Source organism: Bradyrhizobium sp. USDA 3315, assembly GCF_054056795.1.
The window spans coordinates 2,585,067-2,609,229 of the sequence record NZ_JBSRYP010000001.1; the positions used below are offsets into that span (position 1 = coordinate 2,585,067).

Here is a 24,163-nt window from a genome sequence, read left to right on the forward strand (position 1 = left end):
CAATGTCACAGGCCGTCGCAAAAAGGCTTCTTCGAAACGTCGCAATTGGGGCGAATATATCTGATTTCGCGGGGTATTTGACGGTATGGAGACGCTTTGGGGCGTTCGGGGAACCGCCCACATTAGCGATCCGTAATTTGACCGGCTTGGGGGCCGGGCCCCATCTTCCGACCCCTAAGCCAAACAAGGCCTTATCTTGTGGCTCTAACTGACGATCAGGCGACCGCGCAGAAGCAGCGGCCCAAGCCGTCCCCCCGGCTCGGGCTGTCGGGCAAGCTTCTGCTGCTGACGATTCCCCTGGTGATGATCGCCGGGCTCCTGATCTACGTCCCGGCGATCGCCAACTTCCGGATGAACCGGCTCAATGACCGCCTGGCCGCCGCCAATACCGCGGCGCTGGTGCTCGATGCCGCCCCGTCCGGCCTGGTGCCGGATTCGCTGGCGCGGCAGATCCTGACCAGCATCGGCGCCCGTGCCGTCGCCATCAAATTGGGACAGCAGCGCCGGCTGCTCGCCAGCGCCGACCTGCCGGCCGCGATCGACCATGACGTCGACATGCGGACCATGACGGTGTGGTCGGCGATCGTCGATGCCTTCGAGATCATGCTGGAGCATGGCGACCAGACCATCCGCGTGGTCGGACCCGCGCCGGGCCAGGCCCAATTCATCGAGGTCGTGATCGACGAGAAGCCGCTGCGGCAGGCGATGTACCGCTTCTCGCGCAACGTTTTGGTCGTCGCGCTGTTGATTGCCGGCCTGACCGCCGGCCTGGTCTATCTGGCGCTGCATTATCTGTTCGTGCGCCCGATGCGGCGGCTGACCGCGAGCCTGGTCGGCTTCCACGAGAATCCGGAGAGTTCGGCGCGAATCATCGTGCCGAGCCAGCGCGGCGACGAGATCGGCGTTGCCGAGCGCGAGCTGTCGGACATGCAGCGCGACCTCGTCTCGATGCTGCATCAGAAGAGCCGGCTTGCCGCGCTTGGGCTCGCCGTCTCCAAGATCAACCACGATTTGCGCAATCTGCTGGCGTCCTCGCAATTGCTGTCGGACCAGCTCGCCAGCGTGCCCGACCCGCGGGTGCAACGCTTTGCGCCGAAATTGTTGCGCTCGCTGGAGCGCGCCATCGCCTTCTGCCAGTCGACACTGTCTTATGGCCGCGCGCAGGAGGCGGCGCCTGATCGCCGCGTCATCATGGTGGAGCCCGCGGTCGCCGAGGTGCGGGAGTCGGCCGGGCTTGCCACCGATGTCTCGATCACCTGGATCAGCGCGATCGAGCGCGGCCTGACCATCGACGCCGACCCGGACCAGCTGTTCCGCGTGCTGCTCAATCTGGTGCGCAACGCGGCGCAGGCGCTGGAAACCCGGCCCGCAGGCGACGGCGGCGCGCAGCAGATCCGCATCACCGGCCGCCGCGAGGGGACGGTTGCGATCATCGAGGTCTCCGACACCGGTCCGGGCGTCCCGACCAAGGCGCGCGAGCATTTGTTCGAGGCATTCCAGACCTCCGGTCGCCCCGGCGGCAGCGGGCTTGGCCTTGCCATTGCCGCCGAACTGATCCGGGCCCACGGCGGCCACATCCACCTGGTCGAGGGCACGATCGGCGCCACCTTCCGGATTTCGATCCCGGATCGTCCGGTGGAACTGCTGTCGGTCCGCAGCGAGCGGGCGAGGGCCTGAGGCCGTTCCGGTATTCCGGGGCGGCCAAAACTGCGGCCGAAATTGGCGTTTCCAGACCTTGCCAACCGGACCCGGAGCCTGTAGCTAGAGCGCTCTTTCGCGACGTTCCGGGCCTCCCGGGACCATGCGGGCTCAAGCCCACCCGCGAAAATGCGCCCGTAGCTCAGCTGGATAGAGCATCAGACTACGAATCTGAGGGTCGGACGTTCGAATCGTTCCGGGCGCGCCATTTTACGACAGGGCGCGGTACCACGCCCTTCCCGCGGTGGCGCCCGCGTCACGAATGATTCCGGCGTCGTGCGGCTCGCCAGGCCGTGAGCCGCGGAATCCAGCGCGGGACATTGGCCCGGAAATCCTCGTACTCCGTTCCGAACATACGAACGAGCGCCGGCTCCTCGTACCCCACGACAAACGCGTGGAAGGCGAGCCACACCAACACACCGTACCCAAGAAGGCGCTGGTCGCCGAACAAGACCGCTTGGCCCAGAATGACGGCGACAAGGGCAACGTAAATAGGATTGCGCACATGGCGATAGAGACCCGTCACCACGAGGTTCTGCGTCGGTGCGACCGGCGCCGGCGTGCCCAATCCTTGCAGCGCAAAGCGTGCAAACGAGTCGACAAGCCCGGGTAGACCGGCGACGATCAACAGGATCCCGACGGCGCGCGTCGCGTCGAGATCGAAGAAGGGCGGCCGAAACTCCCAACGCGTAATCCACCAGGGAACGAGCCCCGCCACCGAGCTGGGCGCAACCGCAACGAAGAGGGCAGAGCCCAATGCCGCGATCGTTTTCGGCATGGCACCTCCTTCCCGTCGCAAGGCGGTCGGCAAAATTGAACCGTTGCATCATAGCGCCACGGCGAAACACGTAGTGCCCATTTTCATCGCCCACGGCGCGCCATTCGCGCAAGTTCCCATTGGTTCGGGCAGCTGATGCGTGCTCGTCTTCAGTAGAACATCCCCAGACACTTCTGGATCGATTGCGTTCCACTGCACTCACACAGCCGTGGTCGCAGTTGGAGGGCGCTGTGGGTGTCATTGGCTTCCCTCCTCAATCCTCAAGAGCCCGGTAAACCGACGCGCGGCCAATCTTGAGCGCCTTCGCGATAGCGGACGCTCCCATGCCTTCAGCTTTGAGCGCCTTCACTTTGGCGGTGTCGATGGACGCTTTGTGGTCTTGGTAGACCCCGCGTGCCTTGGCCTCCGCGATACTCTCAAGCTGCCGCTCTTTGCGGAGGTTGGTCTCGAACTCGGTGAACACACCGAGCATGTCCAGGAAGCGCTTGCCCGCTGCTGTGCTGGTGTCGATGGGTTGCTCTGTATAGCCCCTCAGGGATGCACCACGCGCCTTCACGGTGCGCACAATGTCCTGCGGGCGGGCGCGGGGTTCGCTTCAGCCCGCTGTCGCCGCACCGGATCGGGGACCGGCCCGGAAAAATGCGCCCGCGCGGGTCAAAATCGGGCTGAAGGCGAGGGCCGCCCCGTAAAAACCCTGCTTGCCCCCGCCGGAGCGTTGAGAAAAAATAAGCTTTTTTAGCTTATAGGCACACAAATGTTTTTATTCTTATTGTCTGTCCTTTTGAACCGGCGAGTCATCCCTCATGCAGAGTGACATCGCAAACGCCGTATTTTATGCGGCCGTGTTTCTGGGCATCGTCTACACCAGTCGCATCCTGGAAAAAAGATGGCCGATTGCGGACGTTCCCTACGCCGAGTTTCGTGACGATTGGCTCGCGGTGATCGTGAGCCTCGGGTTGTCGTCCATGCTCGCTCCGATCGCGGCGATCACCGCGGGCAAAATTGCGAGCTATACCGGTCTCGGTTGGATCAAGCTGCCGACCGACGGTTACTGGTGGTACGTCTCACTCGCAATCATCGTGGTTGCATTCGATCTCTACAAGTACACATACCATCGCCTCCAACATGCGATCCCCTTTCTATGGGCGATGCACTCCTTCCATCACAGCGCGAACGGCGTCACGTTCATTACCGGCGGCCGGCATTTCTGGCTGGAGAGGGTGTTGTCCGACGCCTTTCTTCCGATCATGGCGATCCTGTTCCGCATCCCGCCGGACATGGTGATCGCGGTGGGATTTATCTTCTTCATGCCCGATGCGTGTGCCCATCTCAACGTCCGCATTCCGCTCGGTCGGTATGTGACATGGATCAACAATCCGCAATGGCACCGGATCCATCATTCGGTCCTTCCCGAGCACAGGGACAAGAACTTCGCAGCCTGCTTTCCGTTTCTCGACATCCTGTTCGGCACGGCCTGGATACCGAAGCCGGACGAATATCCTGCAACGGGCCTCGTGCCGGCTGAGCGCGTGGACATCATCAACAGTGTGATCTGGCCAATCCGGCATCTTCGGCATTACTGGCATCGGGAGTCTCGGAATGAATTGGGTTAAGGGTCTTTTGGTGCTCCTCGCCCTGCTGCTGGGTTACGCCGACCTTGAGTCGACGAATGTGATCCTGAGTCTCGGATTGGGTGAGTTGAACCCGTTCATGCATCTGGCGCAAACGTGGTTCGGCGTCTGGTGGCTGGTGCCCAAGCTTGGCTTGACGTTCGTGGTCACGTGGCTGCTTTGGCGGAGCAACAACGTTTACAACATCGCTCTCGTCGTCGCGTTCTGCTCCACGCCTGTTCTGAACAATCTCGTCATCATCGCGGGCACGAACTGAAGCAATCCCTTCGCCGGTTGCCGTAACCGGCGACGTCAGGAAGATCAGTGATGTCGGACAGGTTTGTCGTCGCCTGCATGGTCTGCTGTGTCCTGATCCTGGGGGCTCCGGGGGCGACCGCGCACGCGCAGACTCCGTCGAACTGCAAGGAGCCGAAGACCGGCACCAGCCGCGTCCCGATGCTGTCGCCGCCGCTGGCCAATGTGGTGACGGGCACGGGTCGGCTGCAATTCTACTCGGCGCCGAATCTGCACTGTCCGATCCGCGGCGTGTTCGTCATTCCAAATGACGCACTGATCGCGTATGCGCAAACCAGGGATGGCTGGTCGTCGGTGATGTACCTCAATCAGGGGACGGGCAACGACGTCTCGGGTTGGGTGAGGTCGGCGAGGCTGAAGGTGACCGGAACCGTCGGACCGAAGTAGCGTGCAACCAGGATCGCAGCAGTCGCGGTTTCCCGTACCGCACCTGACGCTTCAACCAAAATCGCATCGCGCTTCAGGGCGTCAATGGATCGCCGCGTACATGATCTTCTCCTCGGTGGCTTCGAGCGCGGAGAATTCCTCCACCACCTTGCCCTGGCGCGAGACCAGGATGCGGTCGGACAGCGCCATGATCTCGGGCAGATAGGACGAGATCACCACCACCGCCTTGCCCTCGTCGGCGAGCTGGTTGATCAGCTCGTGGATTTCGACGATGGCGCCGACGTCGACGCCGCGGGTCGGTTCGTCGAAGATGATCAGCTCGGGCTCCTGCACCAGCGATTTGGCGATCACCACCTTCTGCTGGTTGCCGCCTGACAGCTCGACCACCTTGGCCTCGTCGCCGATGGCGCGAACCTTGAGGCGCTGGGTCCAGGTCTTGCCGACCGAATTGGTCTCGCGCCGCGACAACATCATGCGGCCCCCGGGAAACTTCGAAAGCAGGCCGAGATAGATGTTGCGGGCGATCGAGGCGGTTTCGAAGAAGCCCTCGACCTTGCGATCCTCGGTCACATAGGCGATGCCGGCTTTGACCGCCGGCGCCGGAACGCGGTAGCGCACCGGCTTGTCGTGCAGCATGATTTCGCCGCCGTGGAAGAAGTCGCGCTTCAACACGCCGGAGACGATCTTGAAGGTCTCGGTGCGGCCCGCGCCGACCAGGCCGAACACGCCGGTGATCTGCCCGGCAAACACCGACAGCGAATTGTTCTTCACCATCGGCGCCATCTTGAGGTTCTGCACCGTGAGCACGCGCGCACCGGCCGGCCGGACGCTGGTCTTCCGCGCGCCATACAGCGTGTTGGAGAGATCGCGGCCGACCATCGCCTGCACGATCGCCGCGCGGTCGAATTTCGCCGTGTCGTCGGTGATGACATGCTTGCCGTCGCGCAGCACGGTGATGCGGTCGGCGAGCAGTAGCGCCTCTTCCAGCGCGTGCGAGATGAAGATGATCGAGACGCCGCGCTTCTTGAGGTCACGGACCAGGTCGAAGAAGTATTTCTTCTCTTCCGGCGTCAGCGACGCGGTCGGCTCGTCGAAGATGATGACCTTGGCCTTGTGCAGAACCGCACGCGCGATCTCCACCATCTGCTTCTTGGCGGCGCCGAGCCCGCTCACGGTGGCGGTCGGCGTCACGTCGAAATTCAGCGATTGCAGGAACTGCTGGGCGGCGATGTAGATGCCGCGCAGCCGGTTGTAGAATTTCTCCTGCCCGAGGAACAGGTTTTGCGCGACGGTCATGGTCGGCACCAGGCTGTTCTCCTGGAACACCATGGCGATGCCGAGATTGCGCGCCTCCAGAGGCGTCCGCGGCGCGACCTCCGCGCCATCGACACTCATGCCGCCCGAGGTCAATGTCACGACGCCGGCCATCACCTTGGTCAGCGTCGACTTGCCGGCGCCGTTCTCGCCGACCAGCGCGTGAATCTCGCCGCGGCGCAGATCGAAATCGACGCCCTCGATGGCGGGCACGCCGGCGTAGAGCTTGGTGGCCTTGCGCAGGGACAACACGGTGTCGCTCATGAGCCTGTCTCCTCGGCGAGCCCGGCGAGGGGCAGTTTCAGCACGCGGCTCGGTCCCTTGGCGATCAGCACAAGATCGCCGCCCAGCTCGAGCGCGGCGACGACGCCGTGATTGACGCCGTCGACCCGGCTGTGCAGCGAATACAGCGGCTTGCCGTCCTCGCTCAGCCGGATGACGAGGCCATAGGAGCGCGGCGGCGCCCACGGCTTGATGACGCCCATCGTCTTGATGTGGGCGCCCTGCATCGGTTCCTTGAACGAGAACCCCGAGCGCAGCCGCGGCGTCACCCAATAGGCCGGGTCGATCTCGGCCATCATGCGGCGCCGGTAGGCCGGCTCGCGCAGCACGAACTCGATCAGCTGGGTGCGTGCGGTGAATGCGGTGAGCCAATAGCCGCCGCCCGCGGCCTTCGACAGCCGCGACGGATAGACGGGTAAATGGCCGAGCACGACCTGCAGCGGCCGTCCGTTCGAGACGAGGACGAGGCGATGCCGCCAGCTCTCGCTGACCAGCACGCCGTCGCCGTGTGCGCAGGCGCCGAAGGCGTAGCCGAGCTTCGAGGCCAGCGGCTGCGCCGATTTGGTCTTGGGGTCGAGCCGGAACACGCGGCCGCTCCGGTTGAGCTCCATCAGGTCGCGCGCCCAATCATCGATGCCGCAGGTCGCCGAGCCGTCGGTTGCGATCAGGGTGCCGTCGCCGGCCTGCGTCAGCGCGTTGATCGCGTTGAAGGCGGCGTCGTTGAACGTCACGCTCGGCTCGCCCGACGAGGGATCGGCGTAGAGCCGCACCTCGCGGCCGCCGAGCGCGACCGCGATGCCGCCGCCGGTGAGCGCGCAGAGCGCCGAAATCGGCTGCTCGAAGCTGCGCAGCTCGGCCGCGCCGCCGCCGTCGAGGCGCAGCAGGCGCCGGCCGTCGGCGACATAGAGGTTGCGGCCGTCGGTTGCGAGATCCTCTAGCGCCTCGCATTCCAGCAAGGTCGTCGCCGTCTCCAGCTTTTGATTCGGCTTGAGCGCGCCGTCGAACGACGGCACGGTGATGGTGGCCTCGCCACGGCCGAGAAAGCGGTTGGCGAATTCCCTGACGGCCGCGATCACGACAGCTTCCCCCAGCGCTTGTCATACTGCACGAAGTTCGGGTCCGCGTTCTCCAGCTTGTAGCGGCCGATCCGGTTGTTCATGATGCCGCCGAGATAGAGATAGCCGCGATGCTCGCGCATCGAGGTGATCATCGGATGGTTCTCGCCGTGCAGGTCCCAGAACGATTCGAGGATCTTGCCCTGCTCGTTGAACTTGACCACGCAACCGGTGTTGATGTTCGGGAACAGCCATTCGTCGACCGGGACGCGCTTGGCCATGCGGCGGCGGAAGCCCGGCATCTTCCAGGCGAGGTCGAGCGAGGGGCTGCGCATGCCGACCAGCGCCAGCCAGTAATTGCCGTCGGAGGCGAGATTGATGTTGTCGGGATAGCCCGGCAGATTGTCCATCACCACCTCGACCTGACCCTTCTTCGGCCCCGCGAACCACAGCCGCTTGATCGAGCAGCCGAAGGTCTCGGCGAACAGGATCGACTGGCCGTCGCTGGCGACGCAGATGCCGTTGGGGAATTTGAGGCCGCGCAGCGCCGTATGCGTGGCGCCGGTCTTGGTGTCGTAGCAGATGATGCGGCCGTTGCCGCGCGCCTCGAGGCCGTCGATCGGCCATTCGTCCATCTCGTAGCGCACGGTGGCTTCCGAGAAGAAGATCAGGCCGTCGTCGGTGATGTCGAGGTCGTCGGCCAGCCGCAGGCGGCTGTCGTCGTTCACCGAATGCATGCTGCGGTTGGTCTCGTCGGTCGCCTTCTCCACGGTGCCGTCGGGCGTGATGCGGTAAAGGCCCATGCCGCCGATGCAGACATAGAGATTGTCCTGCCGGTCGAACGCCATGCCGAGCGGCTGACCGCCGATATGGGCGAACACCTCCATCCGCTGATAATCGGGCGCATGGAAGCGGATGATGTCGCCGTGGCGCGAGCCGGCGTAGAGATTGTTGTTGCGATCGAGGATCACGTCCTCCGGCGCCTCGATGCGGCCGAGGCCGATCAGTTCGACGTCGCGCAGCTTGTCGTTTTGCTCGAACGGGCCGCCCTGGCCGATCTCGGTGGCCGGCGGCGGCGGCAGCGCATGATAGGTCGGCGCGACATAGACCTTGCTGATGATGCGGGTGCGGTTCTTCTGCCAGCGGATGTCGACCATCGCCGCAACCAGCAGGATGCCCGCCAGCGCCATGCGGTTGATGCCGCCACGCGCATTGAGCGTGGTCAGGCCGTTGGTGATCAAGAGCACGATCAGCACGCCGACCAGCGATTTTGCGACCGAGCCCTTGCCGCCGCCGAGCGTGATGCCGCCCAGCACGGTCGCGGTCAGCACGATCACCTCGAGGCCGACGCCGATATCGCCGCCGACGGTGCCGAGCCGGGCCGCGAAGAACAGCGCGGCGATGCTGGTCAGCACGCCGCTTGCGACATAGCAGAGCGCGATGGTGCGGCGGACCGGAATGCCGGAGTTGTAGGCGGAACGGCGCGAGCCGCCGATCGCGGTGATGTGCCAGCCCGGGCGCAGCCGCGTCATGAAGATATGGCCGAAGATGGCGATCGCGATGTAGACGATTGCGACGCTCGGAATGCCGAACACGTCGCCGCCGCCGATGAAATTCCAGGACGGAATGTCGGGGAAGGCCGCGGCGATCGAATTGGAATAGCGCTGGATCAAGAGATCGAACGCCGAGCGGTAGATGATCAGGGTGATCAGCGTGGTGATGAAGGCGCGTAGCCGCAAGTAGCCGATCAGGACGCCGTTGACGGCGCCGAGCAGTGCACCGCAGGCGAGGGTGGCGACCACTACCGCGGGAACCGGCCAGTTCAGCACGTCGAGCAGATAGAGCGCGCAGAAATCCGTCAGCGCGAAGATCGAGCCGACCGACAGATCGATGCCGCCGACAATGACGACCAGCGCCATGCCGAGGCCGATGAAGCCGATCTCGCCGGCCTGCCGCGCGGTGTCGGCAAGGCTCGACGGCGACAGGAAGTGATCGATGGAACGGCTGAGCGCGAAGCCGACGATCAAAAGCAGGATCACCGGTATTGCGGTCTCGGTCCAACGCTTGGACAGGATCTCGCCGAGGAGATGATCCGGCCAGTAGCGGTAACGCAGGCTCGTCAGGGTGTCGCGCATCGGCATTCCAGCAAGGCGTTCGATTTGGGAAGATCGACGTCCCGGGCGGGGCCGCCCGGGACGTCGAGCGGGAATGGTTCGACTATTTTTTCAGGTCACTGAGATTCCAGCACGCGGTCTGGCTGTCCGCGTTCTCCTTGGTGATCGGAATCAGCGTCGTGTATTCCGAACCCTTGATCGAGCCGGCCTTGGCGCCCGACGACAGCAGCCATTTGATCGTGCCGGCCATCTGCGCGGCCTGGGTCGGCACGTCGTAGCTCATGTTGAGATCGAACGCGCCGGACTTCACCAGTTCGCAGGCGCCCTTGCGCTCGCCGCCGCCGGAGGTCGCAACGAATACCTTGCCGGTCAGGCCGGCTTCCTTCACCGCGGCGGCGGTGCCGATGTCCATACCGTCCCAGAAGCCGACGATGCCGCAAAGATCAGGATTCTGCTTCAGCACCGTTTGGGTGATCGCCTTGGCCTTCGCGGCATCCCAGTCGGCCGCCTGGCTCGAGACCACCTTGATCTCCGGATGCTTGGCGAGCACGTTCTCGACGCCCTTGAGCGTGTAGGCGCTGGCGGCCGCCGAGAGCGCGCCCTGCACGATCGCGATCTTGTTCGACTTGCCCTGGCAAGCCTTCACAACCGCCTCGGTGTCCCGCTCGCCGATCTCGATCCAGTTGGCGCCGACGAAAGCCGACGAGCGATAGGCCGATCCCATGTTGATCTGGATAACGTAGATGCCTTCGTTCTCGGCGCGCTGCAGCAACTTGGCGTAGGTCTGGACGTCCGGATTGTGGATCACCATCACGGCCGGCTTCTCCGAGATCAGCGAGGTCACTGCCTGCGCGCCGGCATTGGTGTTCCAGTTGGGATCGCGGATCTCGAACTTCACGCCGAAGGGCTCGAGCTCCTTCTTCATGCCGGCGTACCAGCCTTCGGTGAGGTCGAAGTTCATGGCGACCGGAACGTAGGCCACCGTCTTGCCGGCGAGGGCTTCCCTGAACGGCTTCTGGAACGGCTCGTCCAGGCCCTGCTGGGCCAGAGCCGGGGCGGCGATGGCGGCAAGCCCAAGCGCCGCGGCGATCACCTTTGCAGTCCTGACAGCGTATTTCATTGCTTCCTCCTTGGTCGTGATTGAATGTTCTTGTGGCTTGGTTCAGATGTCGCCCTGCTGTGCCGTTTCTTCGTTGCGCGGATTCAGGAATGAATCCGTGATGACGGCGAGCAGCAGGACGACACCCTTGACGAGATTTTGTCCGGCGTAGGAAATGTCCATGATGGTCATGCCGTTCAGCATGGTGCCGATCAGCAGCGTGCCGATGATGACGTTGAGCACGCCGCCGCGGCCGCCCGACAGGCCGATGCCGCCGAGCACGACGACGAGGATGACGTCGTAGATCAGGGTCGAATTGAAGATGCGGGTCGGCATCGAGTTGACCGATGCCGCCATCACGAGGCCGGCGAAGCAGCCGATCAGCGCCGCGACGACGTATTGCAGCACGATGATCGGGCGCGAGGGGATGCCGGTGACGCGGGCGGCGTAGGGATTATCGCCGATCGCGTAGATATAGGCGCCCCAGCGCGTCTGGCGCAGCAGGAACGCGACCACGACGCAGGCGATCGCGAACATCACGATCGAGGTCGGAATGCCTGAAATGGTGCCTTGTCCGAGCCGCTCGAAGCCCTTCATGCCGTCGCTCCACTGCACGACGTCGAGCTGAAACAGTGCGGCCTGCCCGAGGCCGGCGAGCAGCAGGCCGGTCGCCAGCGTCGCAAACAGCGAAGGGACCTCGGCGTAGGCGATCAGCCAGCCATTGACCAGGCCGAACGCGATCGTGAGCAGCACGGCCGTCACCAGCGCGGCCGGCAGCGAGTGGCCGTTCTGCACCATCTGCAGCACAAGCCCCGGCGGCACCGCGAGCGCTGCGATCAGGGAGATGTCGATGCCGCGCCCGATCACGACAATCGCCATCGCAAGCCCGAGGATGCCGAGCACCGCGACGTTCTGCAGCAGCGTCAGCATGTTCTCCGGCGTCAGGAAGCCGCGCAGGAAGATCGAGAACGCCAGGAACAGCACGGCAAAGACGGCGAAGACGATCTCCTGTTGATTGAACCGCAATCGCTTCATTGCCTCGTCCTTCCTTGCGTCTATAGGTGCGCCGTCTGCCTGGATCTGGTGCGGGAGCCGGTCGCGACACGGCCGGGCCGCGTCCTGGCTGCGACCGCGGCATCGACGAACGCGCCGACGACGTTGATGTAGGTTTCGATCGAGGTGCCGCGTCTGCGGTACTTGGCGCGTTTGACGTACCAGTCCTGCAGCAGCGGCTTGATCAGCGAGGCCGTCAGCGTGACCTGATCGATCGTGAAGACGCCGCTGGCGACGCCCTGCTTGAGGACGCCGGCGATGATCTTCTCGGTCATCACCTCCATCTCGATGGCGCGCTGGCGCTCCGCCGGCGGAAACGATTTCGCTTCCATGAAGCAGAACACGAACCAGGGCTGCATCGCCTCGCTCATCCGGACATGGGTCGCGATGATCCAGTGCAGATGCTTGCGCGCATCATGCTTCACGTCCGCGGGCGGCGAGTTGAGGACCTCCGCCACTGTTTCGGCGACCTCGCCGAGGATCATCGACAGCAGCGTCGGCTTGCTGTCGAAATACGTATAAAGGCCGCCCATGCTGAGGCCGGAGGCCTCCGCGAGCTGGCGCAGCGTGGTGGCGTGAAAGCCGTGCTTGTTGGAAAGCGTGAGCGTGGCGCCGATGATGCGCGTGAGATTCGGAACGGCGAGATGGGTTTTCTGGACCCGGATGGAATCCCGATGACGTTCGAGGATGCGTGCGCAAAGCACGTCCATCGCGAACGCATTCGCCGTCCCCGGTCGCTGACGCGCGAGACCCACGTTGCCTCCCTGGCTATGCTCCCGGACCATTTCATTTTGTTGCTGGTCCAGGCCGGGCATTACGCCCTTGCCTAATTCCTAGCCCACGAAATGGCGCCCGGAAAAGGGGGATGATGAAATTTTCTGAGAGAGCGCTCGCTCGTTTTTTGGTCCGCGGCCGTGTTTGCCGAGCCTGGGCGCGGCGGCGCTCTGGCTATCGTCGGGAACTTTTCGCGCTGAAAGCACAGCACAAATTCCAGGTAGTCTGGTCGACCAGCACGCCGGTTAGACGGGCGTCACATTCCGATGATGGGCGTGTGGGAAGCTCAAGAGCGCAACGGCTTGCTGATTCGATGCGAAAATCTGACGTGACGTGCCCCCACTGCCAGGCCGGCTATCGCCGGATCGAACTGACGTCGAAGGGCGGCGTCGCGGGTGAGTTTCGCTGCCTGGTGTGCGACCACATCATCGAGCTGATGGATGGCTCGACCGATGTCGCCTTTCGGCTGACCGTGCAGCCGGGCAAGACGTCCTACGCCTACTAGAGCTTTCGGTTCGCGTGAAGGACACGTGCTCAAACACAGGGTAGCAGCGCCGGTCGGTGGCGCCATGATCAACGCTGCTGCGGCAGGTTGACCTCGCTCCTTCGCGCCTCCTGGCTGCGGCGCTCGGCTTCGCCGTCCGATCGGGACAGCATGCCGAGCGCCACGATCGCTGCGGCAAAGCCGGCCGCGGCGCCGACGCCGAGTGCCCAGCGCGGGCCGAGGTGATCGGCGACCCAGCCGACGATCGGCGCGCCGATCGGCGTGCCGCCGAGCGCAACGCCGAGCCGCAGCGCCATCACCCGTCCGCGCATCGCGGGCTCAGTCGAGAGCTGCATCAGCGCGTTCGAGGTGTTGGTGACGGTCAGCGCGGCGACGCCGATCACGACCAGCGCCGCGGCGAACAGCCAATAGCTCGGCGCCAATGCGGCGAGCGTGCAGCCCAGCCCGAAGATCGCGGCGCCCAGCATCAGCGAGCCCAAGCGGGGCTCCTCGCGGCTCGCTGCAAGCAGCGCGCCCGACATCGTTCCGAGCGCCATTATCGACGACAGCAGGCCGAAGCCGCGCGCATCGGTGTGGAACACGCCAACCGCCATGGTGGAAATGAAGATCGGAAAGTTCAGTCCGAAGGTCCCGATCAGAAACAGCATGATCAGCGTCGCCCTGAGATCGGGCCGCGACCAGACATAGTGGAAGCCCTGCATCACGCTGCCCTTGGTGCGATGGGCGCGCGCGTTCGGGCGCAGCTCGGAAGTGCGCAGCAGGGTCAGCGAGGTCAGCACCGCCAGAAACGATGCGCCGTTGAACAGGAATGCCCAGCCGGTGCCGACGGAGGCGATAATCAGGCCGGCGACGGCCGGGCCGATCATGCGCGCCGCGTTGAACGAGGTCGAGTTCAGCGCGATCGCATTCGACAGATTGGTATCGCTGACCAGCTCGGCGACGAAGGTCTGCCGCACCGGGGCATCGAGCGCCGCCGCGCAGCCGAACAGGAACGCGAAGGTGTAGACGTGCCAGAGCTGCACCAGCCCGATGACGGTGAGAATGCCGAGGATGAGTGCGAGCGCGCCCATCGTCGCCTGGGTCGCCATCAGCAGTTTGCGCTGGTTGAAGTGATCGGCGGCAAAGCCGGTCCACGGCATCAATAATAGTTGTGGCCCGAATTGCAGCGCCATCACGATGCCGACGGCGGACGCGCTGTGATTTGTCAGCTGGGTGAGAACCAGCCAGTCCTGCGCCGCGCGCTGCATCCAGGTGCCGATGTTGGATACCAGCGCGCGCCGGCCGCCCAGACCCGGTAGTTGAAGCTCGCAAGCGATCGAAAGACGCGTCTCATGTTCTCTGTGGTTCATTCCCGCCGTGAAATCGCCCGAACCGCCGCGCCAGGAACAGGCCGATCAGAAGACCGCCGAGACCGAGCGCTGCGACGTCGCTGGTGGTTCGCAAGCCGAAGTCGCCGACGCGGCAGACCAGGAGATATCCGACCGCGAGGTTGAAGAAGCCCCACACGATGTTGACGGTCGACGAGGACAGGCCTTCGCCGGGCGGCTTGGCGAACGGGCTCTGGAACGCTTCGCCCATCATGCCGGCGACGACGTGGGGGATCGCATTGGTGAGGAAGGCGCCGCCGAAGAAATAGGCGACAAGATCAAGCCAGTTCATGCGCGTTGGTCCTTTCAACGAGATCGATGATCGCCTGCGTCGAGCCGGTTTCGCCGAGTCGCGGGAACACGTGCTCGATGCTGTAGGCATGTGCGTGCGGCCGCGCATCGGTCATGGCGTCGATCGCGAGCGTGACGTTGAAGCCCGCTTCATAGGCCTGTCTCGCCGTCGATTCGACGCCGCCCGCGGTGGCGACGCCGACGATCACGACTTGCGTGACGCCACGCGCTCTCAGCAGGCTTTCGAGGTCGGTGCTGGCAAATGCGCCTCGCGTTCGCTTGGTCACGACGATGTCGCCGGGCTGTCGGTCGAGCTCCGGAATGAGATCGGTCCATCCGTCGGGAAGCGGGCCGCCAAATGGATTTCCAATTGGATTTCCAATTAGATTTCCATGGCGCGGCGCCTGCTCGGTTCGTCCCGGCGAGCTGCCGTCGACATTGACCAGCGCGACCGGCAGACCGTGCCGTCGGAACGCAGCGCCAAGCGCGGCGGCGCGAGCCACGATGTCGCCGATCGGGTGGGCGAAGGGCCAGCCCATGAGGCCGCTTTGTAGATCGATGACGATCAATGCGGTGATCGGATCGAGCGTCGTCAGGGCCATGGTCGTTACCTTTCTCGCAAGCTGTCGCAGTGCAGCCGGCTCAATCCTCGACCAGCCGCTTCAGCAAGCCGACGGCGGCGGCGAGTTCGTCCTGCTCCCGCGCCGACAGCCGCGCGGCGATGGTGCGCGACAGCCAGTCCTGCCGTGCGGCGCGGCCGGTGCGCAGCCGCTCGCGGCAGCTATCGGTGAGCGACATGATGGTCTGCCGGCCGTCGTCCGGATCCGGCACGCCGCGGACCAGGCCGGCGGCCTCGAGCGCCGATATCGCCGAACTCATCGACTGCGGACGCATGCCCTCCGATCGCGCCAGGCTGGACACGGTCGCGGGGCCGTCCTTTTCGAGGCGAAGCAGCACCGCGACCTGGGAAGGCGGGAGGTCCTCGCGCTGACCCTGCTCGCGAAGCCGCCGCTTCAGCGTTCCAATCAACAGGCGAAGATCTTCGGCCAGCGCGGATGTGCGCGCCGAGCCGGGACGGGCCGGTACATTGCTCATGCCGGATCGGATAGCATATATGAAGGTTAACTGTAAAGATTATCTTCGCAGTTTATCTGCATACGTGTCCTGCTGCAGCCAGCCGACCGGTCTGACGCTGCTCGCGGCCGGATCGGCGCGGCACGCGGGGCGTCCGCGCGTGTGACGCCGGCCTCAGCGCGGAATGAAATGGATGGTGAGGGCTTCGAGCGCCTCAGCGCAATGGCGCGCGCTTACTCGGGCGCAGCGTCGCTGCTTGCCGCGGCCTCGTACATCTCGCGCGCGCGCCTGGTCACGGCCGCATAGCGCGCCGTCGCGCTGAGGCTCATCAGGCCGGCGCGCACCAGTCCGAGAATGGCGCGTCGGGAGTGGAACGGTCCGGTCTTGCTCGCGGCATATCCGCGCGGATAGAGCTGCAGGCGACCGGCGAGCGCTTCCTGCAACGCCATCTTTTGGGTCGCGCTCAGGCGCCGGCGCCGCGCGGGCTTGCTTGCTTCCGCCAGCATGCGCAGCTCGATGCCCGACGGTTTTCGTGGTGCGCCCTTCATTGTCAGCTCACATTCCGGCCGACTGGCGCGACCTTTCGCGAGGCCCGGCGCCCGGCCGGCATCGCCATGGACGCCGGCATGTGGCACATCATGGCTTGCGCTGTTGCTCATTCGTGAGACAGAACCGTATTTCGAGCAGCCGCGGCATCTGACGAAGGTCAGGACCGGTTGTGACGAAAGTCATATTCGTTTGCGACCGCTGCCGGCTTACGCCAGAGTGGGCTGCTCGCTGAGCTGATGGGCAACGCATGATCGATCTGAGCGCGGATTTGCTTGCGGCCGCAGAAGCCGACGTCATCGGTCTCGCCGTCATCGGCGCCGATCGAAGCATGCAGCGGAAGATCGGCCGGCTGGTCGAGTGGCTTCCCGCAACCGGCGTCGATTGCTGCGAGTGTGTGTTGCTGGTCGGCATGGAAGCCGAGCTGGCGGCGCTTGCCAGCGGCCAGCGGGACATGATCGCGCTGGCCGGTGTGCGTGGCGCGTCGCCTGACATCACGCAGCCGATGACGGCGGTCGTGCTGTGGAACGGCGCGCAGTCGCATTACTTCGTCATCGCCATGCCGGATTTTGCCGGCCGTCAGGTCGAAACGCTGCTCGGCAGCGAGCGCCGCGCCCGGCGCCTGATGGAGCAGCAACTTGAGGCGGCGAGCGCGGAGGTGCGCTTTGCCTCGCTGGCGCGGACGCGGCTGCGGCTGGCGCGCGATCTGCACGATACGCTGGTGCACTCGATCGTGGCGCTGCTGACCCAGATCCGGCTGATCCGGCATTATTTGTCGGCCGATCCCGCCCGTGTGGCGGACAGCCTTGCGACCGCTGAAGATGCGGCCGCGAGCGGACTTTCGCGCGCCCGCGAAGCCATCGATCGCCTGCGCACGCCCGACGATCTGAAGCTTGATCCCGACGTCGAGGGGCTGCTCAGCGACTTCGCCGCGCGCAGCGGTGTCAGGGTGTCGATCCAGATCGACGAAGCGGCGCGCCCCGGCCTGCGCGATTGCGGCTTGACGGTTCAGCGCATCCTCAGCGAGGCACTGCGCAATGTTCAGACGCATGCGCAGGCGCGCCGCGTCTCCTTTCACGCCTTCGACGAGCCGGCCGCGGTCGGCCGCAAGCTGATTGTCGAGATCCGCGATGACGGCCGCGGCTTCGATCCCGCGGTCCCGACGCCAGGACATTTCGGATTGATTGGCATGGCCGAATTTGCTGAACTTGTCGGCGGCAACTGCACGGTGGAGAGCGCGCCCGGGCAGGGAACGCTGGTCCGGATCTCGCTCCCCGTGGCGGTGCCGCCGGCAGCGTCCGCCGGCGTGCTGGCCGATTGATTCGTTGCCGCGCATGCAACGCGTTTTCGAGAGGATGACGGAAACCCCGTGAGCAGAATTGAGAAGATACGGGTGCTGATCGCCGAGGATCAGACCCTGATCAGGGAAGGTATCGCCACGCTGCTTGCCCAGCAGAACGACGATTTCGAGATCCTTCCCGGCGCGGCCGATGGCGAGCAGGCCATCGAATTCGCGCGGCGCTATCGGCCGGATGTCATCCTGATGGATCTGCAGATGCCGCGGGTCGACGGCATCGCCGCGACCCAGCGGATTCTCCGCGAATTGCCGCAGACCCATATCGTGGTGCTGACGACGTTCGAGACCAACGACCTGATCTTCGAGGCGGTGAGCGCAGGCGCCAAGGCGTATCTCTTGAAGGACGCCAGGATGGAGGAGATCGCCTCGACGATCCGCGCGGTCATCAACGGCCAGTCCGGGCTTTCGCCCGGCGTCGCCGCGCGCATCCTCGACGAGTTCAAGCGGCTGCGCGGCCCGCGCGTCTCGGCGAAGCTGCCGGTTCGCGACGGGCTGACGGCGCGGGAGAATGAAATTCTTACGCTGATCGTCGAGGGCAAGAGCAACACCGAGATCGGCGAGCAGCTGCATTTGGCCGAAGGAACCGTGAAGAACTATGTCAGCACGATTCTGGAGAAATGCCAGGTCAAGAACCGTACAGAACTCGCAATAAAGGCAATAACTTACTAGAAATAATTGGCCGTGATCGCACAACCACGTGGTTGATCCGGCTGAGATTGCTCGCCTTTCTCTGGGCCGCGCCCGCAAAATTGGCTATACGGTTGTTTCGGATTTGCTTTTTGACACCGCAGATCCGGATTGCGCGGCTATGAGTAAGCGAGAAATGACCATGAAGGGTATCGAGCGCCAGACCAAAGGTACGGACGGACCGGCGGACGCTGCGGCGGCCGGCAACGGCGTGGATCCGGCGGCGTATGGCATGGCGGCGATCGATCAGGTTCGCGACCTGCTGTTCGGCGGCGCGCAACGTTCGCTCGAGACCAACCTCTCGGGTCTGCGCGAGGAGATGCAGGCATCGCTCAAGCAGATGCAGGCGGACTTCACTAACGAGCTCACCGCGCTTTCTGCGCGGCTCTCCGACCTCGAGCGGGATACCGAGCAGAAGCGGCTCGACTCGCTGAAGGATGTCGGCGCGGCGATCACCCAGCTCGGCTCGGTCATCAGCGGATTGGGATCCGGCCGCACGGGCAAATAGCATGGCAGCTGCTGCCGGCCAGAACCGCGAGATCGAGCAGCTCAAGACATTGCTGTTTCAGCCCGAGGCGACGCGCCTGACGTCGCTGGAGGCCGACCTCGACTCGCTGCAGCGCTATGTCGGAAACGCCGACCGCCTGGAGACGGCAACCGCGGGCATCCTGGTCGAGGCGCTGGAGCGCGCCGAGGTCAACCGGCCGCGCGAGCTCGCCAGCGCGATTGCGCCGGTCGTGGTCTCGGCGATCCGCAGCGAGATCAAGAACTCGCGCGAGCAGATGATCGAGGCGCTCTATCCGATCGTCGGCCGTCTGGTCAGCGCCGCGGTGGCAAATTCGTTCAGGGAGCTGGTTGCCTCGCTCGAGCAGCGCATCAATGCGTTGACCTCGGCGCAATTGTGGGTCGGCCGCGTCAAGTCGCTGGTGACGGGACGCCCGATCAGCGAATTCGTGCTCGCCGATCAGCCGCCGCAGATCAACCGGCTCCTGATCATCGAACGCGGCAATGGCCGCCTGATCGCGGACTGGAAACGCGATGCGACCGCCGACGAACGCGCCGATCTGCTCAGCGCGATGGTCGCGGCGATTCTGGAATTCTCCGTGCAGGCGCTGGCCGGCGAAGGCAATCTGCAGACGCTCGATTTCGGCGGACGGCAGCTCGCGCTGCGCGCCTCGCCCCGCTTCATCCTGGCGGCGGAGTGCCTGGGACCGCTGCGGCCCGCCGACAACGCCAGGATCAACTCGTTGTTCTTCGATGCGATCGAGCGCATCGACCGCGGCGCGGATTGCGACGGGCCGATGCTGGCGTCGCTGGCAGCCGCGATCGAGACCGACGATACGCCACGGCGGATCGCGAGCCGGCGCGGCAAGGTGATCCTTTTCGCCTTGCTCGCGGCATTGGCCGCGCTGTTGCTCTGGCTTGCCGCGACATCGGTGACGCGCGGCCTGTTGGAGCGGCGGACCCATGCGGCGCTGGAACAGCTCGCCGCAAAGCAGCCGTTGCTGGCCTCGTTCCCGCTGCGGCTCGACTTCGATCACGGCAGCCGAAGCGTGGCCGTTTCAGGCATCGAGCCGAGCCAGCTGGAAACCGCGCCGTTGATCGATGCGCTCGCCGCGGCCGCGGCACCGTACAAGATCGTCAACCACATCGGTCTGGTGTCCGCACCGGAGCAAATCGCGGCATCGGAGGCCGGCATCGCGGGCCTGCAGCAGAGCCTGACGCGCCTGCAGGCGAGCCTCGACCAGATGCGCGAGGTGATCGGTGCGCAGGCGAAGTCGGGCGACCAGAAATATGCCGCCCTGACCGAGCAATATGACAGGCTCGGCGAGCAGTATGCCAAATTGGCCGAGCAATATTCGAAGCTGCAAGCCGTCGCCGACGGTCCGGCGGCGCGGCTCGACCGCTTCATCGCCACCACCGCGATCTTCTTCGCGAACAATTCAGACGAAGTCCTCGACAGCGACCAGGCCGAGCAGCAGCTGCGCGAGCTCGCGGGACTAATGGCGAACAACGATCTCAGGCTGCGGATCGTCGGCTATGCCGATCAGAGCGGCACGGAAGGCACCAACCGGACGCTGGCGCGCAAGCGGTCCGAGCAGGTCCAGCGCAGGCTGACTGCGCTCGGGGTCGATCCGTCGCGGCTGATTTTGGTTTCGCGCGCGGCGACGATGCCGATCACCGACCGGGTCGACGCCACCGTCGGCGGTAATCGCCGCGTGGCGTTCGAGACGGTCTATCGAGGCGAAGTGGCCCGCTGATGCTCACCGCGAAAGTCATGCTGCTCGGCGATATGGGGGTCGGCAAGACGTCGATCCTCTATCGGCTGATCTACAACCGGTTCGAGGGCCAGTACAAATCGACGCTGGGCGTCGAGATCCTGAGCCACGACGTGGCGTCGGCGGATGGCAGCGATCCGATGCGCCTCGTGCTGTGGGACACCGACGGCGATTTCGGCACGCAGATCTTCGACACGGTCTATGTCACCGGCGCATCCGCCGCCATCATCGTGTCCGACGTCACGCGGCCGCAGACGGTGACCCGCATGGTCGAACTGGTCCGCGGCTTCGAGGAGCGCTTCCCGGGCCGGCCCTACCGGGCGCTGCTGAACAAGATCGACCTGCCGGAAGCCGCGGGTAGCGCGGGCGCGATTGCCGGGCTTGCGAAGTCGAGCGTCAAATCGGTCAGCGCCAAGACCGGCGTCGGCATTGCCGAGAGCTTTGTCGAACTCGCCCAGACCATCCGCCGCCGCCAGCTCTAGTTAGCGACAACGCGCACACGTCTGTGTCAGCCGTCCCGACTTCTCGGGGCTGGCGAATCGGGCCGGGACGGCTGACTTCATCGCACGTGGGGCGTACGATGAAAGCTCTCGCGCGGCCGCAGAAAGCCGCACGCTTTTCCCGCCGACAGCACCACGCCGTCCCACACTCCGATAGTGACGATGGTCATCTTCCGCTCGACCAATGGCCTGCCTATCGTCCGCCCCGTCACTGGAAACAGCCACGGGACGAACGGTGTTCTCGGGCGCACGGAGCGAGAGATCATGAGCATTTTTGGAAGCATCATGGGTGCAATCTTCGGCCACGGCGCCCAGGCCAAAACCGCTGAGAGCACAACGACGGCTGCGCCCGGCGCAGCGCCATCGACGTCGACGTCTGCATCTGCTGCGCCCGGCACGGCGGCGGCACAAACCGTCGACGTCGCCGCGATCGTCGACAAGGCGGCCGCGGCGACCGGCGAGAAGCTCGACTGGCGCAGCTCGATCGTCGACCTGATGAAGGCACTCGGCCTCGACAGCAGCCTCGCGGCGCGCAAGGAGCTCGCGAAGGAGCTGCACTACACCGGCGACACCAGCAACACCGCCACCATGAATGTCTGGCTGCATCAGCAGGTGATGGCGAAGCTCGCCGCCAATGGCGGCAAGCTGCCGGACGACATCAAGACCTGACGTCCCGCCTCGAGCCATGCGCGGCGCTCGCGCCCGCGCGGCTCCGAACGATGTGTATTGCGTGAGGAGCAGTTGCGATGACCTCATCTCATCCTGCCATCCTGAACAGGCCGCGCGCTGGTGTGGTGCGGTCCGCCGCGTCGGTCGGCGCGGCACTCGGATTTATCGCACTGGCGCTCGGCATCCATGTCGCCATCGCCCGCGCGGATAACGCCCGCGACGAACCGCGGCCAGAAAATGCGAATGTGCAACGCGCCGCGCAGAACCCGCCGCGGGCGCGGGTCATCCTGCCGGCCCCGTGGGAGCAGGCCGCGCCCGCGCAGCCGGTCGCGGCACCCGCGAAGCCGGCCGATCGCAAATAATCTTTCGCCCCCTTGGAGCGGTCGGCCACCGGGTCGCCGGGCCGTACCACGGCATTGATTTGGAAGACAGGAGATCACATGCTGAAGGAATTCAGGGAATTCGCCATGAAGGGCAACGTCGTCGATCTCGCCGTCGGCGTGATCATCGGCGCGGCATTCGGCGCGATCGTCTCGTCGATGGTGGCCGATATCATCATGCCGATCATCGGCGCGGTCAGCGGTGGGCTCGACTTCTCCAACTATTTCACCGCGCTTTCGAAGTCGGTGACCGCGACCAACCTGGCCGATGCCAAGAAGCAGGGCGCGGTGCTGGCCTGGGGCAGCTTCCTGACGCTGACGCTCAACTTCTTGATCGTCGCCTTCGTGCTGTTCATCGTGGTCCGCCTCATGAACCAGCTCAAGCGCGAAGCGCCCGCGGCGCCGGCCGAACCGCCGAAGCCGACCAAAGATCAGGAGCTGCTCACCGAGATCCGCGATCTCCTCAAGTCCCGCGCGTAACGAGTGGCGCTTGTGTCCCTGCGTACAGCCCCCAGCTCTGGAGCCTCACCATGCCAGATCAGGTCAAGCTGCCCCGAAAATTGTCGCAAGAGCCCGGCGGTGCAGAGCCGCTACGGCCGAGCCACCGGCGGGTCATCGAGGAACTCGATCGCTGGGCCAACAGTCCCGGGCTGCAGCCGCCGAGCGATGAAGAAAAACCGGACGACGACAAGCGCTAGGCGGCCATGACCTCGCATGGCCGGATCGTGGCCGTTTCGGTCAAGCCCGCCGGGCCGTCGCGATCAGCGCGGTCGACGGAATCGCGAAGCTGTCGCCGACCCGCCTGCGCTCAATCTCGGCGCGGAAGGCGCGCGCGACTGCGGCGCTCTGGTCTGCATCGAGCCCGCTCCAATGCGGCATGAACTCGAACAATTTGTCGACGTCTCCGGGATTGGCGACATTGAGTTTGAAGTCGTGGGTGACCTCGGCAATCGCCGGATCGGAGAAGCCGGCGGCGATGAGCGCAGCGGCGAGGCGGCCGGGGTCGGCGAGCTCGGCGAGGCCCGTGCAGGGCATCGGCGTGACATTGTCGGGATAGAGCCGCCGGATGATCTGCGAGAGCAAGAGATGCACGGCGGCACCGTCGGCGCTCTTCCAGACCGCAATCGCCGCCGATCCGCCCGGTCGCGTCACCCGTGCCATCTCGCAGAGGCCGGCGCGCCAGTCCGGAAACAGCATCACGCCGAACACCGACACTGCCGCGTCGAAGGCGGCATCCGGCAGATCGAGCGCCTGGCCGTCCATCTGCCGCGCCTCGATATTCGCCACACCATGCGCGCGGACACGCGCCACCATGCCGGCGGAGAAATCGATCGCGGTGACCTCGGCTCCGGTGCGGGCGGCGGCCAGCGCCGCGGCGCCCGTGCCGGTGGCGACGTCGATCACCCTGGATGACGGGTCGATCGGAAGCGTTGCGACCGCGGCGTCGGCGAACAATGTCGTGAACGGCTGCGACTGCGCCTCATAGGCGGCGACCATTTTGTCCCAGTGCGCGGGATCGTTGTACGGCAGAGGTTTCGCCTGCTCACTTGACTGCATGAATCTGATCATCGAGACTTTGTTTGTGTTTGGCGAGCCGGCGCTTGAAATCCTTCGCGAGCGCATCGAGCGTCACCGCGCCGAGCCGCTTCAGGAACAGCGCCTCGACCTCGCGAAACGTGTCTCCGAGCGCGTCGTTGACGGCCTGTTCGACCAGGCAGCCGGGATTTTCCGAGCGATGGCCCATCGCAACGATCGTGGGCGCGCCGACCGCGCGATAGATGTCCGCGAGCGTGATGTCGGCCGGATCGCGCGCCAGCGTCCAGCCGCCGCCATGGCCCTTCTCCGAATGCACCAGACCCTGCTCGCGCAGCCCCGCCATCACGCGGCGTACCACCACCGGGTTGGTGGCCATCGCCTGCGCAAGTTGCTCCGACGTCACCGGCTCGCCTGCCCCGATCATGTGGAGCAGGCCATGCAGGACACTGGACAGGCGGCTATCGCGGGTCATGTAACGTCATATGTTACATGA

Annotated in this window: 27 protein-coding genes, 1 tRNA gene and 2 pseudogenes; 15 read left to right on the top strand and 15 right to left on the bottom strand. The window is 65.0% G+C overall.

Annotated features, from left to right (window positions below):
- The first annotated feature begins 198 nt into the window (after window positions 1–198).
- Entirely contained in the window at window positions 199–1,677 is a 1,479-nt protein-coding gene (locus ACVIYL_RS11820; RefSeq protein WP_057018967.1) for a sensor histidine kinase, read from the top strand.
- Window positions 1,678–1,829: 152 nt separating this feature from the next.
- A tRNA-Arg gene (locus ACVIYL_RS11825) sits at window positions 1,830–1,906 on the top strand.
- 48 nt (window positions 1,907–1,954) lie between these two features.
- On the opposite strand, the gene ACVIYL_RS11830 is transcribed toward ACVIYL_RS11825, so the two are convergent.
- Together ACVIYL_RS11830 and ACVIYL_RS11835 are read right to left on the bottom strand one after the other, a co-directional pair.
- Entirely contained in the window at window positions 1,955–2,476 is a 522-nt protein-coding gene (locus ACVIYL_RS11830) for a methyltransferase family protein (RefSeq protein WP_456778612.1), read from the bottom strand.
- 253 nt (window positions 2,477–2,729) lie between these two features.
- A pseudogene (locus ACVIYL_RS11835) lies at window positions 2,730–3,050 on the bottom strand (recombinase family protein); the annotation flags it as partial.
- A gap of 229 nt (window positions 3,051–3,279) precedes the next feature.
- On the opposite strand from ACVIYL_RS11835, the gene ACVIYL_RS11840 reads away from it, so the two are divergent.
- From ACVIYL_RS11840 to ACVIYL_RS11850, 3 genes are read left to right on the top strand one after another with little or no spacing between them, the layout of a single operon-like run.
- Entirely contained in the window at window positions 3,280–4,089 is an 810-nt protein-coding gene (locus ACVIYL_RS11840; protein ID WP_057018950.1) for a sterol desaturase family protein, read from the top strand.
- The gene (locus tag ACVIYL_RS11845; RefSeq protein WP_225161514.1) at window positions 4,076–4,363 is read left to right on the top strand and encodes a DUF5658 family protein; all 288 of its coding nucleotides are present in this window, start codon (window positions 4,076–4,078) and stop codon (window positions 4,361–4,363) included. The genes ACVIYL_RS11840 and ACVIYL_RS11845 overlap by 14 nt, the downstream gene beginning before the upstream one ends.
- Before the next feature lie 50 nt (window positions 4,364–4,413).
- Window positions 4,414–4,788, top strand: coding sequence for a hypothetical protein (locus ACVIYL_RS11850; RefSeq protein ID WP_456778613.1), 375 nt, complete (start codon window positions 4,414–4,416; stop codon window positions 4,786–4,788).
- A gap of 81 nt (window positions 4,789–4,869) precedes the next feature.
- On the opposite strand, the gene ACVIYL_RS11855 is transcribed toward ACVIYL_RS11850, so the two are convergent.
- The 6 genes from ACVIYL_RS11855 to ACVIYL_RS11880 form a co-directional block, all read right to left on the bottom strand.
- Window positions 4,870–6,366, bottom strand: a complete 1,497-nt coding sequence (locus ACVIYL_RS11855; protein WP_456778614.1) for a sugar ABC transporter ATP-binding protein — start codon at window positions 6,364–6,366, stop codon at window positions 4,870–4,872.
- Window positions 6,363–7,460 carry a hypothetical protein gene (locus ACVIYL_RS11860; protein ID WP_456778615.1) on the bottom strand — a complete coding sequence of 366 codons (1,098 nt, stop codon included), beginning with the start codon at window positions 7,458–7,460 and terminating at the stop codon, window positions 6,363–6,365. The genes ACVIYL_RS11855 and ACVIYL_RS11860 overlap by 4 nt, the downstream gene beginning before the upstream one ends.
- Window positions 7,457–9,580 carry an ABC transporter permease gene (locus tag ACVIYL_RS11865; protein ID WP_456778616.1) on the bottom strand — a complete coding sequence of 708 codons (2,124 nt, stop codon included), beginning with the start codon at window positions 9,578–9,580 and terminating at the stop codon, window positions 7,457–7,459. Before ACVIYL_RS11865 ends, ACVIYL_RS11860 begins: the two co-directional genes overlap by 4 nt.
- Before the next feature lie 76 nt (window positions 9,581–9,656).
- Window positions 9,657–10,673 (bottom strand): sugar ABC transporter substrate-binding protein, encoded by a 1,017-nt coding sequence (locus ACVIYL_RS11870; protein WP_028340412.1) that lies wholly within the window; start codon window positions 10,671–10,673, stop codon window positions 9,657–9,659.
- Window positions 10,674–10,715: 42 nt separating this feature from the next.
- A complete protein-coding gene (locus tag ACVIYL_RS11875; protein ID WP_456778617.1) occupies window positions 10,716–11,687 on the bottom strand; it encodes an ABC transporter permease in 972 nt (323 codons plus the stop codon).
- 20 nt (window positions 11,688–11,707) lie between these two features.
- Window positions 11,708–12,415, bottom strand: a complete 708-nt coding sequence (locus ACVIYL_RS11880) for a TetR/AcrR family transcriptional regulator (protein WP_456781811.1) — start codon at window positions 12,413–12,415, stop codon at window positions 11,708–11,710.
- 392 nt (window positions 12,416–12,807) lie between these two features.
- Between ACVIYL_RS11880 and ACVIYL_RS11885 the strand changes: the two genes are divergently transcribed.
- Window positions 12,808–12,984 (top strand): MJ0042-type zinc finger domain-containing protein, encoded by a 177-nt coding sequence (locus tag ACVIYL_RS11885; RefSeq protein ID WP_310881097.1) that lies wholly within the window; start codon window positions 12,808–12,810, stop codon window positions 12,982–12,984.
- A gap of 68 nt (window positions 12,985–13,052) precedes the next feature.
- Here the strand turns inward: ACVIYL_RS11885 and ACVIYL_RS11890 are convergent.
- The 5 genes and pseudogenes from ACVIYL_RS11890 to ACVIYL_RS11910 all read right to left on the bottom strand — a co-directional run bounded on the left by ACVIYL_RS11890 (window position 13,053) and on the right by ACVIYL_RS11910 (window position 16,264).
- Window positions 13,053–14,317: pseudogene (locus tag ACVIYL_RS11890) on the bottom strand (MFS transporter).
- The gene (locus tag ACVIYL_RS11895; protein ID WP_016848133.1) at window positions 14,314–14,643 is read right to left on the bottom strand and encodes a hypothetical protein; all 330 of its coding nucleotides are present in this window, start codon (window positions 14,641–14,643) and stop codon (window positions 14,314–14,316) included. Before ACVIYL_RS11895 ends, ACVIYL_RS11890 begins: the two are co-directional and overlap by 4 nt.
- On the bottom strand, window positions 14,630–15,244 hold the full coding sequence (locus ACVIYL_RS11900; RefSeq protein ID WP_456778618.1) for an isochorismatase family protein: 615 nt from the start codon (window positions 15,242–15,244) through the stop codon (window positions 14,630–14,632). The genes ACVIYL_RS11895 and ACVIYL_RS11900 overlap by 14 nt, the downstream gene beginning before the upstream one ends.
- 40 nt (window positions 15,245–15,284) lie before the next feature.
- On the bottom strand, window positions 15,285–15,737 hold the full coding sequence (locus ACVIYL_RS11905) for a MarR family winged helix-turn-helix transcriptional regulator (RefSeq protein WP_253606287.1): 453 nt from the start codon (window positions 15,735–15,737) through the stop codon (window positions 15,285–15,287).
- 212 nt (window positions 15,738–15,949) lie between these two features.
- The gene (locus tag ACVIYL_RS11910) at window positions 15,950–16,264 is read right to left on the bottom strand and encodes a hypothetical protein (RefSeq protein WP_225161524.1); all 315 of its coding nucleotides are present in this window, start codon (window positions 16,262–16,264) and stop codon (window positions 15,950–15,952) included.
- Window positions 16,265–16,512: 248 nt separating this feature from the next.
- Here ACVIYL_RS11910 and ACVIYL_RS11915 point away from each other — a divergent pair, with 248 nt between their 5' ends.
- The 9 genes from ACVIYL_RS11915 (at window position 16,513) to ACVIYL_RS11955 (ending at window position 22,832) form a co-directional block, all read left to right on the top strand.
- Entirely contained in the window at window positions 16,513–17,583 is a 1,071-nt protein-coding gene (locus ACVIYL_RS11915; RefSeq protein WP_225647153.1) for a sensor histidine kinase, read from the top strand.
- 48 nt (window positions 17,584–17,631) lie between these two features.
- On the top strand, window positions 17,632–18,288 hold the full coding sequence (locus ACVIYL_RS11920; RefSeq protein WP_028335911.1) for a response regulator transcription factor: 657 nt from the start codon (window positions 17,632–17,634) through the stop codon (window positions 18,286–18,288).
- Between the two features lie 28 nt (window positions 18,289–18,316).
- Window positions 18,317–18,814 carry a hypothetical protein gene (locus ACVIYL_RS11925; protein WP_456778619.1) on the top strand — a complete coding sequence of 166 codons (498 nt, stop codon included), beginning with the start codon at window positions 18,317–18,319 and terminating at the stop codon, window positions 18,812–18,814.
- 1 nt (window position 18,815) lies between these two features.
- Window positions 18,816–20,567 (top strand): OmpA family protein, encoded by a 1,752-nt coding sequence (locus ACVIYL_RS11930; protein WP_456778620.1) that lies wholly within the window; start codon window positions 18,816–18,818, stop codon window positions 20,565–20,567.
- Entirely contained in the window at window positions 20,567–21,067 is a 501-nt protein-coding gene (locus ACVIYL_RS11935) for a GTP-binding protein (RefSeq protein ID WP_456778621.1), read from the top strand. The genes ACVIYL_RS11930 and ACVIYL_RS11935 overlap by 1 nt, the downstream gene beginning before the upstream one ends.
- Before the next feature lie 282 nt (window positions 21,068–21,349).
- Window positions 21,350–21,754, top strand: a complete 405-nt coding sequence (locus tag ACVIYL_RS11940) for a DUF3597 domain-containing protein (RefSeq protein WP_176936731.1) — start codon at window positions 21,350–21,352, stop codon at window positions 21,752–21,754.
- Between the two features lie 77 nt (window positions 21,755–21,831).
- Complete coding sequence (locus tag ACVIYL_RS11945; protein WP_456778622.1) at window positions 21,832–22,116, top strand: hypothetical protein; 285 nt, start codon at window positions 21,832–21,834, stop codon at window positions 22,114–22,116.
- Window positions 22,117–22,194: 78 nt separating this feature from the next.
- The gene (gene mscL / locus ACVIYL_RS11950; protein WP_225647147.1) at window positions 22,195–22,614 is read left to right on the top strand and encodes a large conductance mechanosensitive channel protein MscL; all 420 of its coding nucleotides are present in this window, start codon (window positions 22,195–22,197) and stop codon (window positions 22,612–22,614) included.
- A gap of 50 nt (window positions 22,615–22,664) precedes the next feature.
- On the top strand, window positions 22,665–22,832 hold the full coding sequence (locus ACVIYL_RS11955; RefSeq protein ID WP_168857300.1) for a hypothetical protein: 168 nt from the start codon (window positions 22,665–22,667) through the stop codon (window positions 22,830–22,832).
- Between the two features lie 40 nt (window positions 22,833–22,872).
- Here the strand turns inward: ACVIYL_RS11955 and ACVIYL_RS11960 are convergent, their stop codons facing one another.
- Entirely contained in the window at window positions 22,873–23,691 is an 819-nt protein-coding gene (locus ACVIYL_RS11960; RefSeq protein WP_229160902.1) for a class I SAM-dependent methyltransferase, read from the bottom strand.
- On the bottom strand, window positions 23,678–24,142 hold the full coding sequence (locus ACVIYL_RS11965; protein WP_456778623.1) for an Rrf2 family transcriptional regulator: 465 nt from the start codon (window positions 24,140–24,142) through the stop codon (window positions 23,678–23,680). The genes ACVIYL_RS11960 and ACVIYL_RS11965 overlap by 14 nt, the downstream gene beginning before the upstream one ends.
- Between the last annotated feature and the right edge of the window lie 21 nt (window positions 24,143–24,163).

Bases quoted from the DNA above. Each gene is read 5' to 3' on its own strand.
- mscL (WP_225647147.1), top strand. From the start codon at position 22,195: ATGCTGAAGGAATTCAGGGAATTCGCCATGAAGGGCAACGTCGTCGAT.
- ACVIYL_RS11875 (WP_456778617.1), bottom strand. From the start codon at position 11,687: ATGAAGCGATTGCGGTTCAATCAACAGGAGATCGTCTTCGCCGTCTTT.
- ACVIYL_RS11905 (WP_253606287.1), bottom strand. From the start codon at position 15,737: ATGAGCAATGTACCGGCCCGTCCCGGCTCGGCGCGCACATCCGCGCTG.
- ACVIYL_RS11960 (WP_229160902.1), bottom strand. From the start codon at position 23,691: ATGCAGTCAAGTGAGCAGGCGAAACCTCTGCCGTACAACGATCCCGCG.
- ACVIYL_RS11865 (WP_456778616.1), bottom strand. From the start codon at position 9,580: ATGCCGATGCGCGACACCCTGACGAGCCTGCGTTACCGCTACTGGCCG.
- ACVIYL_RS11840 (WP_057018950.1), top strand. From the start codon at position 3,280: ATGCAGAGTGACATCGCAAACGCCGTATTTTATGCGGCCGTGTTTCTG.
- ACVIYL_RS11850 (WP_456778613.1), top strand. From the start codon at position 4,414: ATGTCGGACAGGTTTGTCGTCGCCTGCATGGTCTGCTGTGTCCTGATC.
- ACVIYL_RS11895 (WP_016848133.1), bottom strand. From the start codon at position 14,643: ATGAACTGGCTTGATCTTGTCGCCTATTTCTTCGGCGGCGCCTTCCTC.
- ACVIYL_RS11940 (WP_176936731.1), top strand. From the start codon at position 21,350: ATGAGCATTTTTGGAAGCATCATGGGTGCAATCTTCGGCCACGGCGCC.
- ACVIYL_RS11830 (WP_456778612.1), bottom strand. From the start codon at position 2,476: ATGCCGAAAACGATCGCGGCATTGGGCTCTGCCCTCTTCGTTGCGGTT.
- ACVIYL_RS11870 (WP_028340412.1), bottom strand. From the start codon at position 10,673: ATGAAATACGCTGTCAGGACTGCAAAGGTGATCGCCGCGGCGCTTGGG.
- ACVIYL_RS11965 (WP_456778623.1), bottom strand. From the start codon at position 24,142: ATGACCCGCGATAGCCGCCTGTCCAGTGTCCTGCATGGCCTGCTCCAC.
- ACVIYL_RS11915 (WP_225647153.1), top strand. From the start codon at position 16,513: ATGATCGATCTGAGCGCGGATTTGCTTGCGGCCGCAGAAGCCGACGTC.
- ACVIYL_RS11855 (WP_456778614.1), bottom strand. From the start codon at position 6,366: ATGAGCGACACCGTGTTGTCCCTGCGCAAGGCCACCAAGCTCTACGCC.
- ACVIYL_RS11935 (WP_456778621.1), top strand. From the start codon at position 20,567: ATGCTCACCGCGAAAGTCATGCTGCTCGGCGATATGGGGGTCGGCAAG.
- ACVIYL_RS11880 (WP_456781811.1), bottom strand. From the start codon at position 12,415: ATGGACGTGCTTTGCGCACGCATCCTCGAACGTCATCGGGATTCCATC.
- ACVIYL_RS11945 (WP_456778622.1), top strand. From the start codon at position 21,832: ATGACCTCATCTCATCCTGCCATCCTGAACAGGCCGCGCGCTGGTGTG.
- ACVIYL_RS11845 (WP_225161514.1), top strand. From the start codon at position 4,076: ATGAATTGGGTTAAGGGTCTTTTGGTGCTCCTCGCCCTGCTGCTGGGT.
- ACVIYL_RS11930 (WP_456778620.1), top strand. From the start codon at position 18,816: ATGGCAGCTGCTGCCGGCCAGAACCGCGAGATCGAGCAGCTCAAGACA.
- ACVIYL_RS11910 (WP_225161524.1), bottom strand. From the start codon at position 16,264: ATGAAGGGCGCACCACGAAAACCGTCGGGCATCGAGCTGCGCATGCTG.
- ACVIYL_RS11900 (WP_456778618.1), bottom strand. From the start codon at position 15,244: ATGGCCCTGACGACGCTCGATCCGATCACCGCATTGATCGTCATCGAT.
- ACVIYL_RS11955 (WP_168857300.1), top strand. From the start codon at position 22,665: ATGCCAGATCAGGTCAAGCTGCCCCGAAAATTGTCGCAAGAGCCCGGC.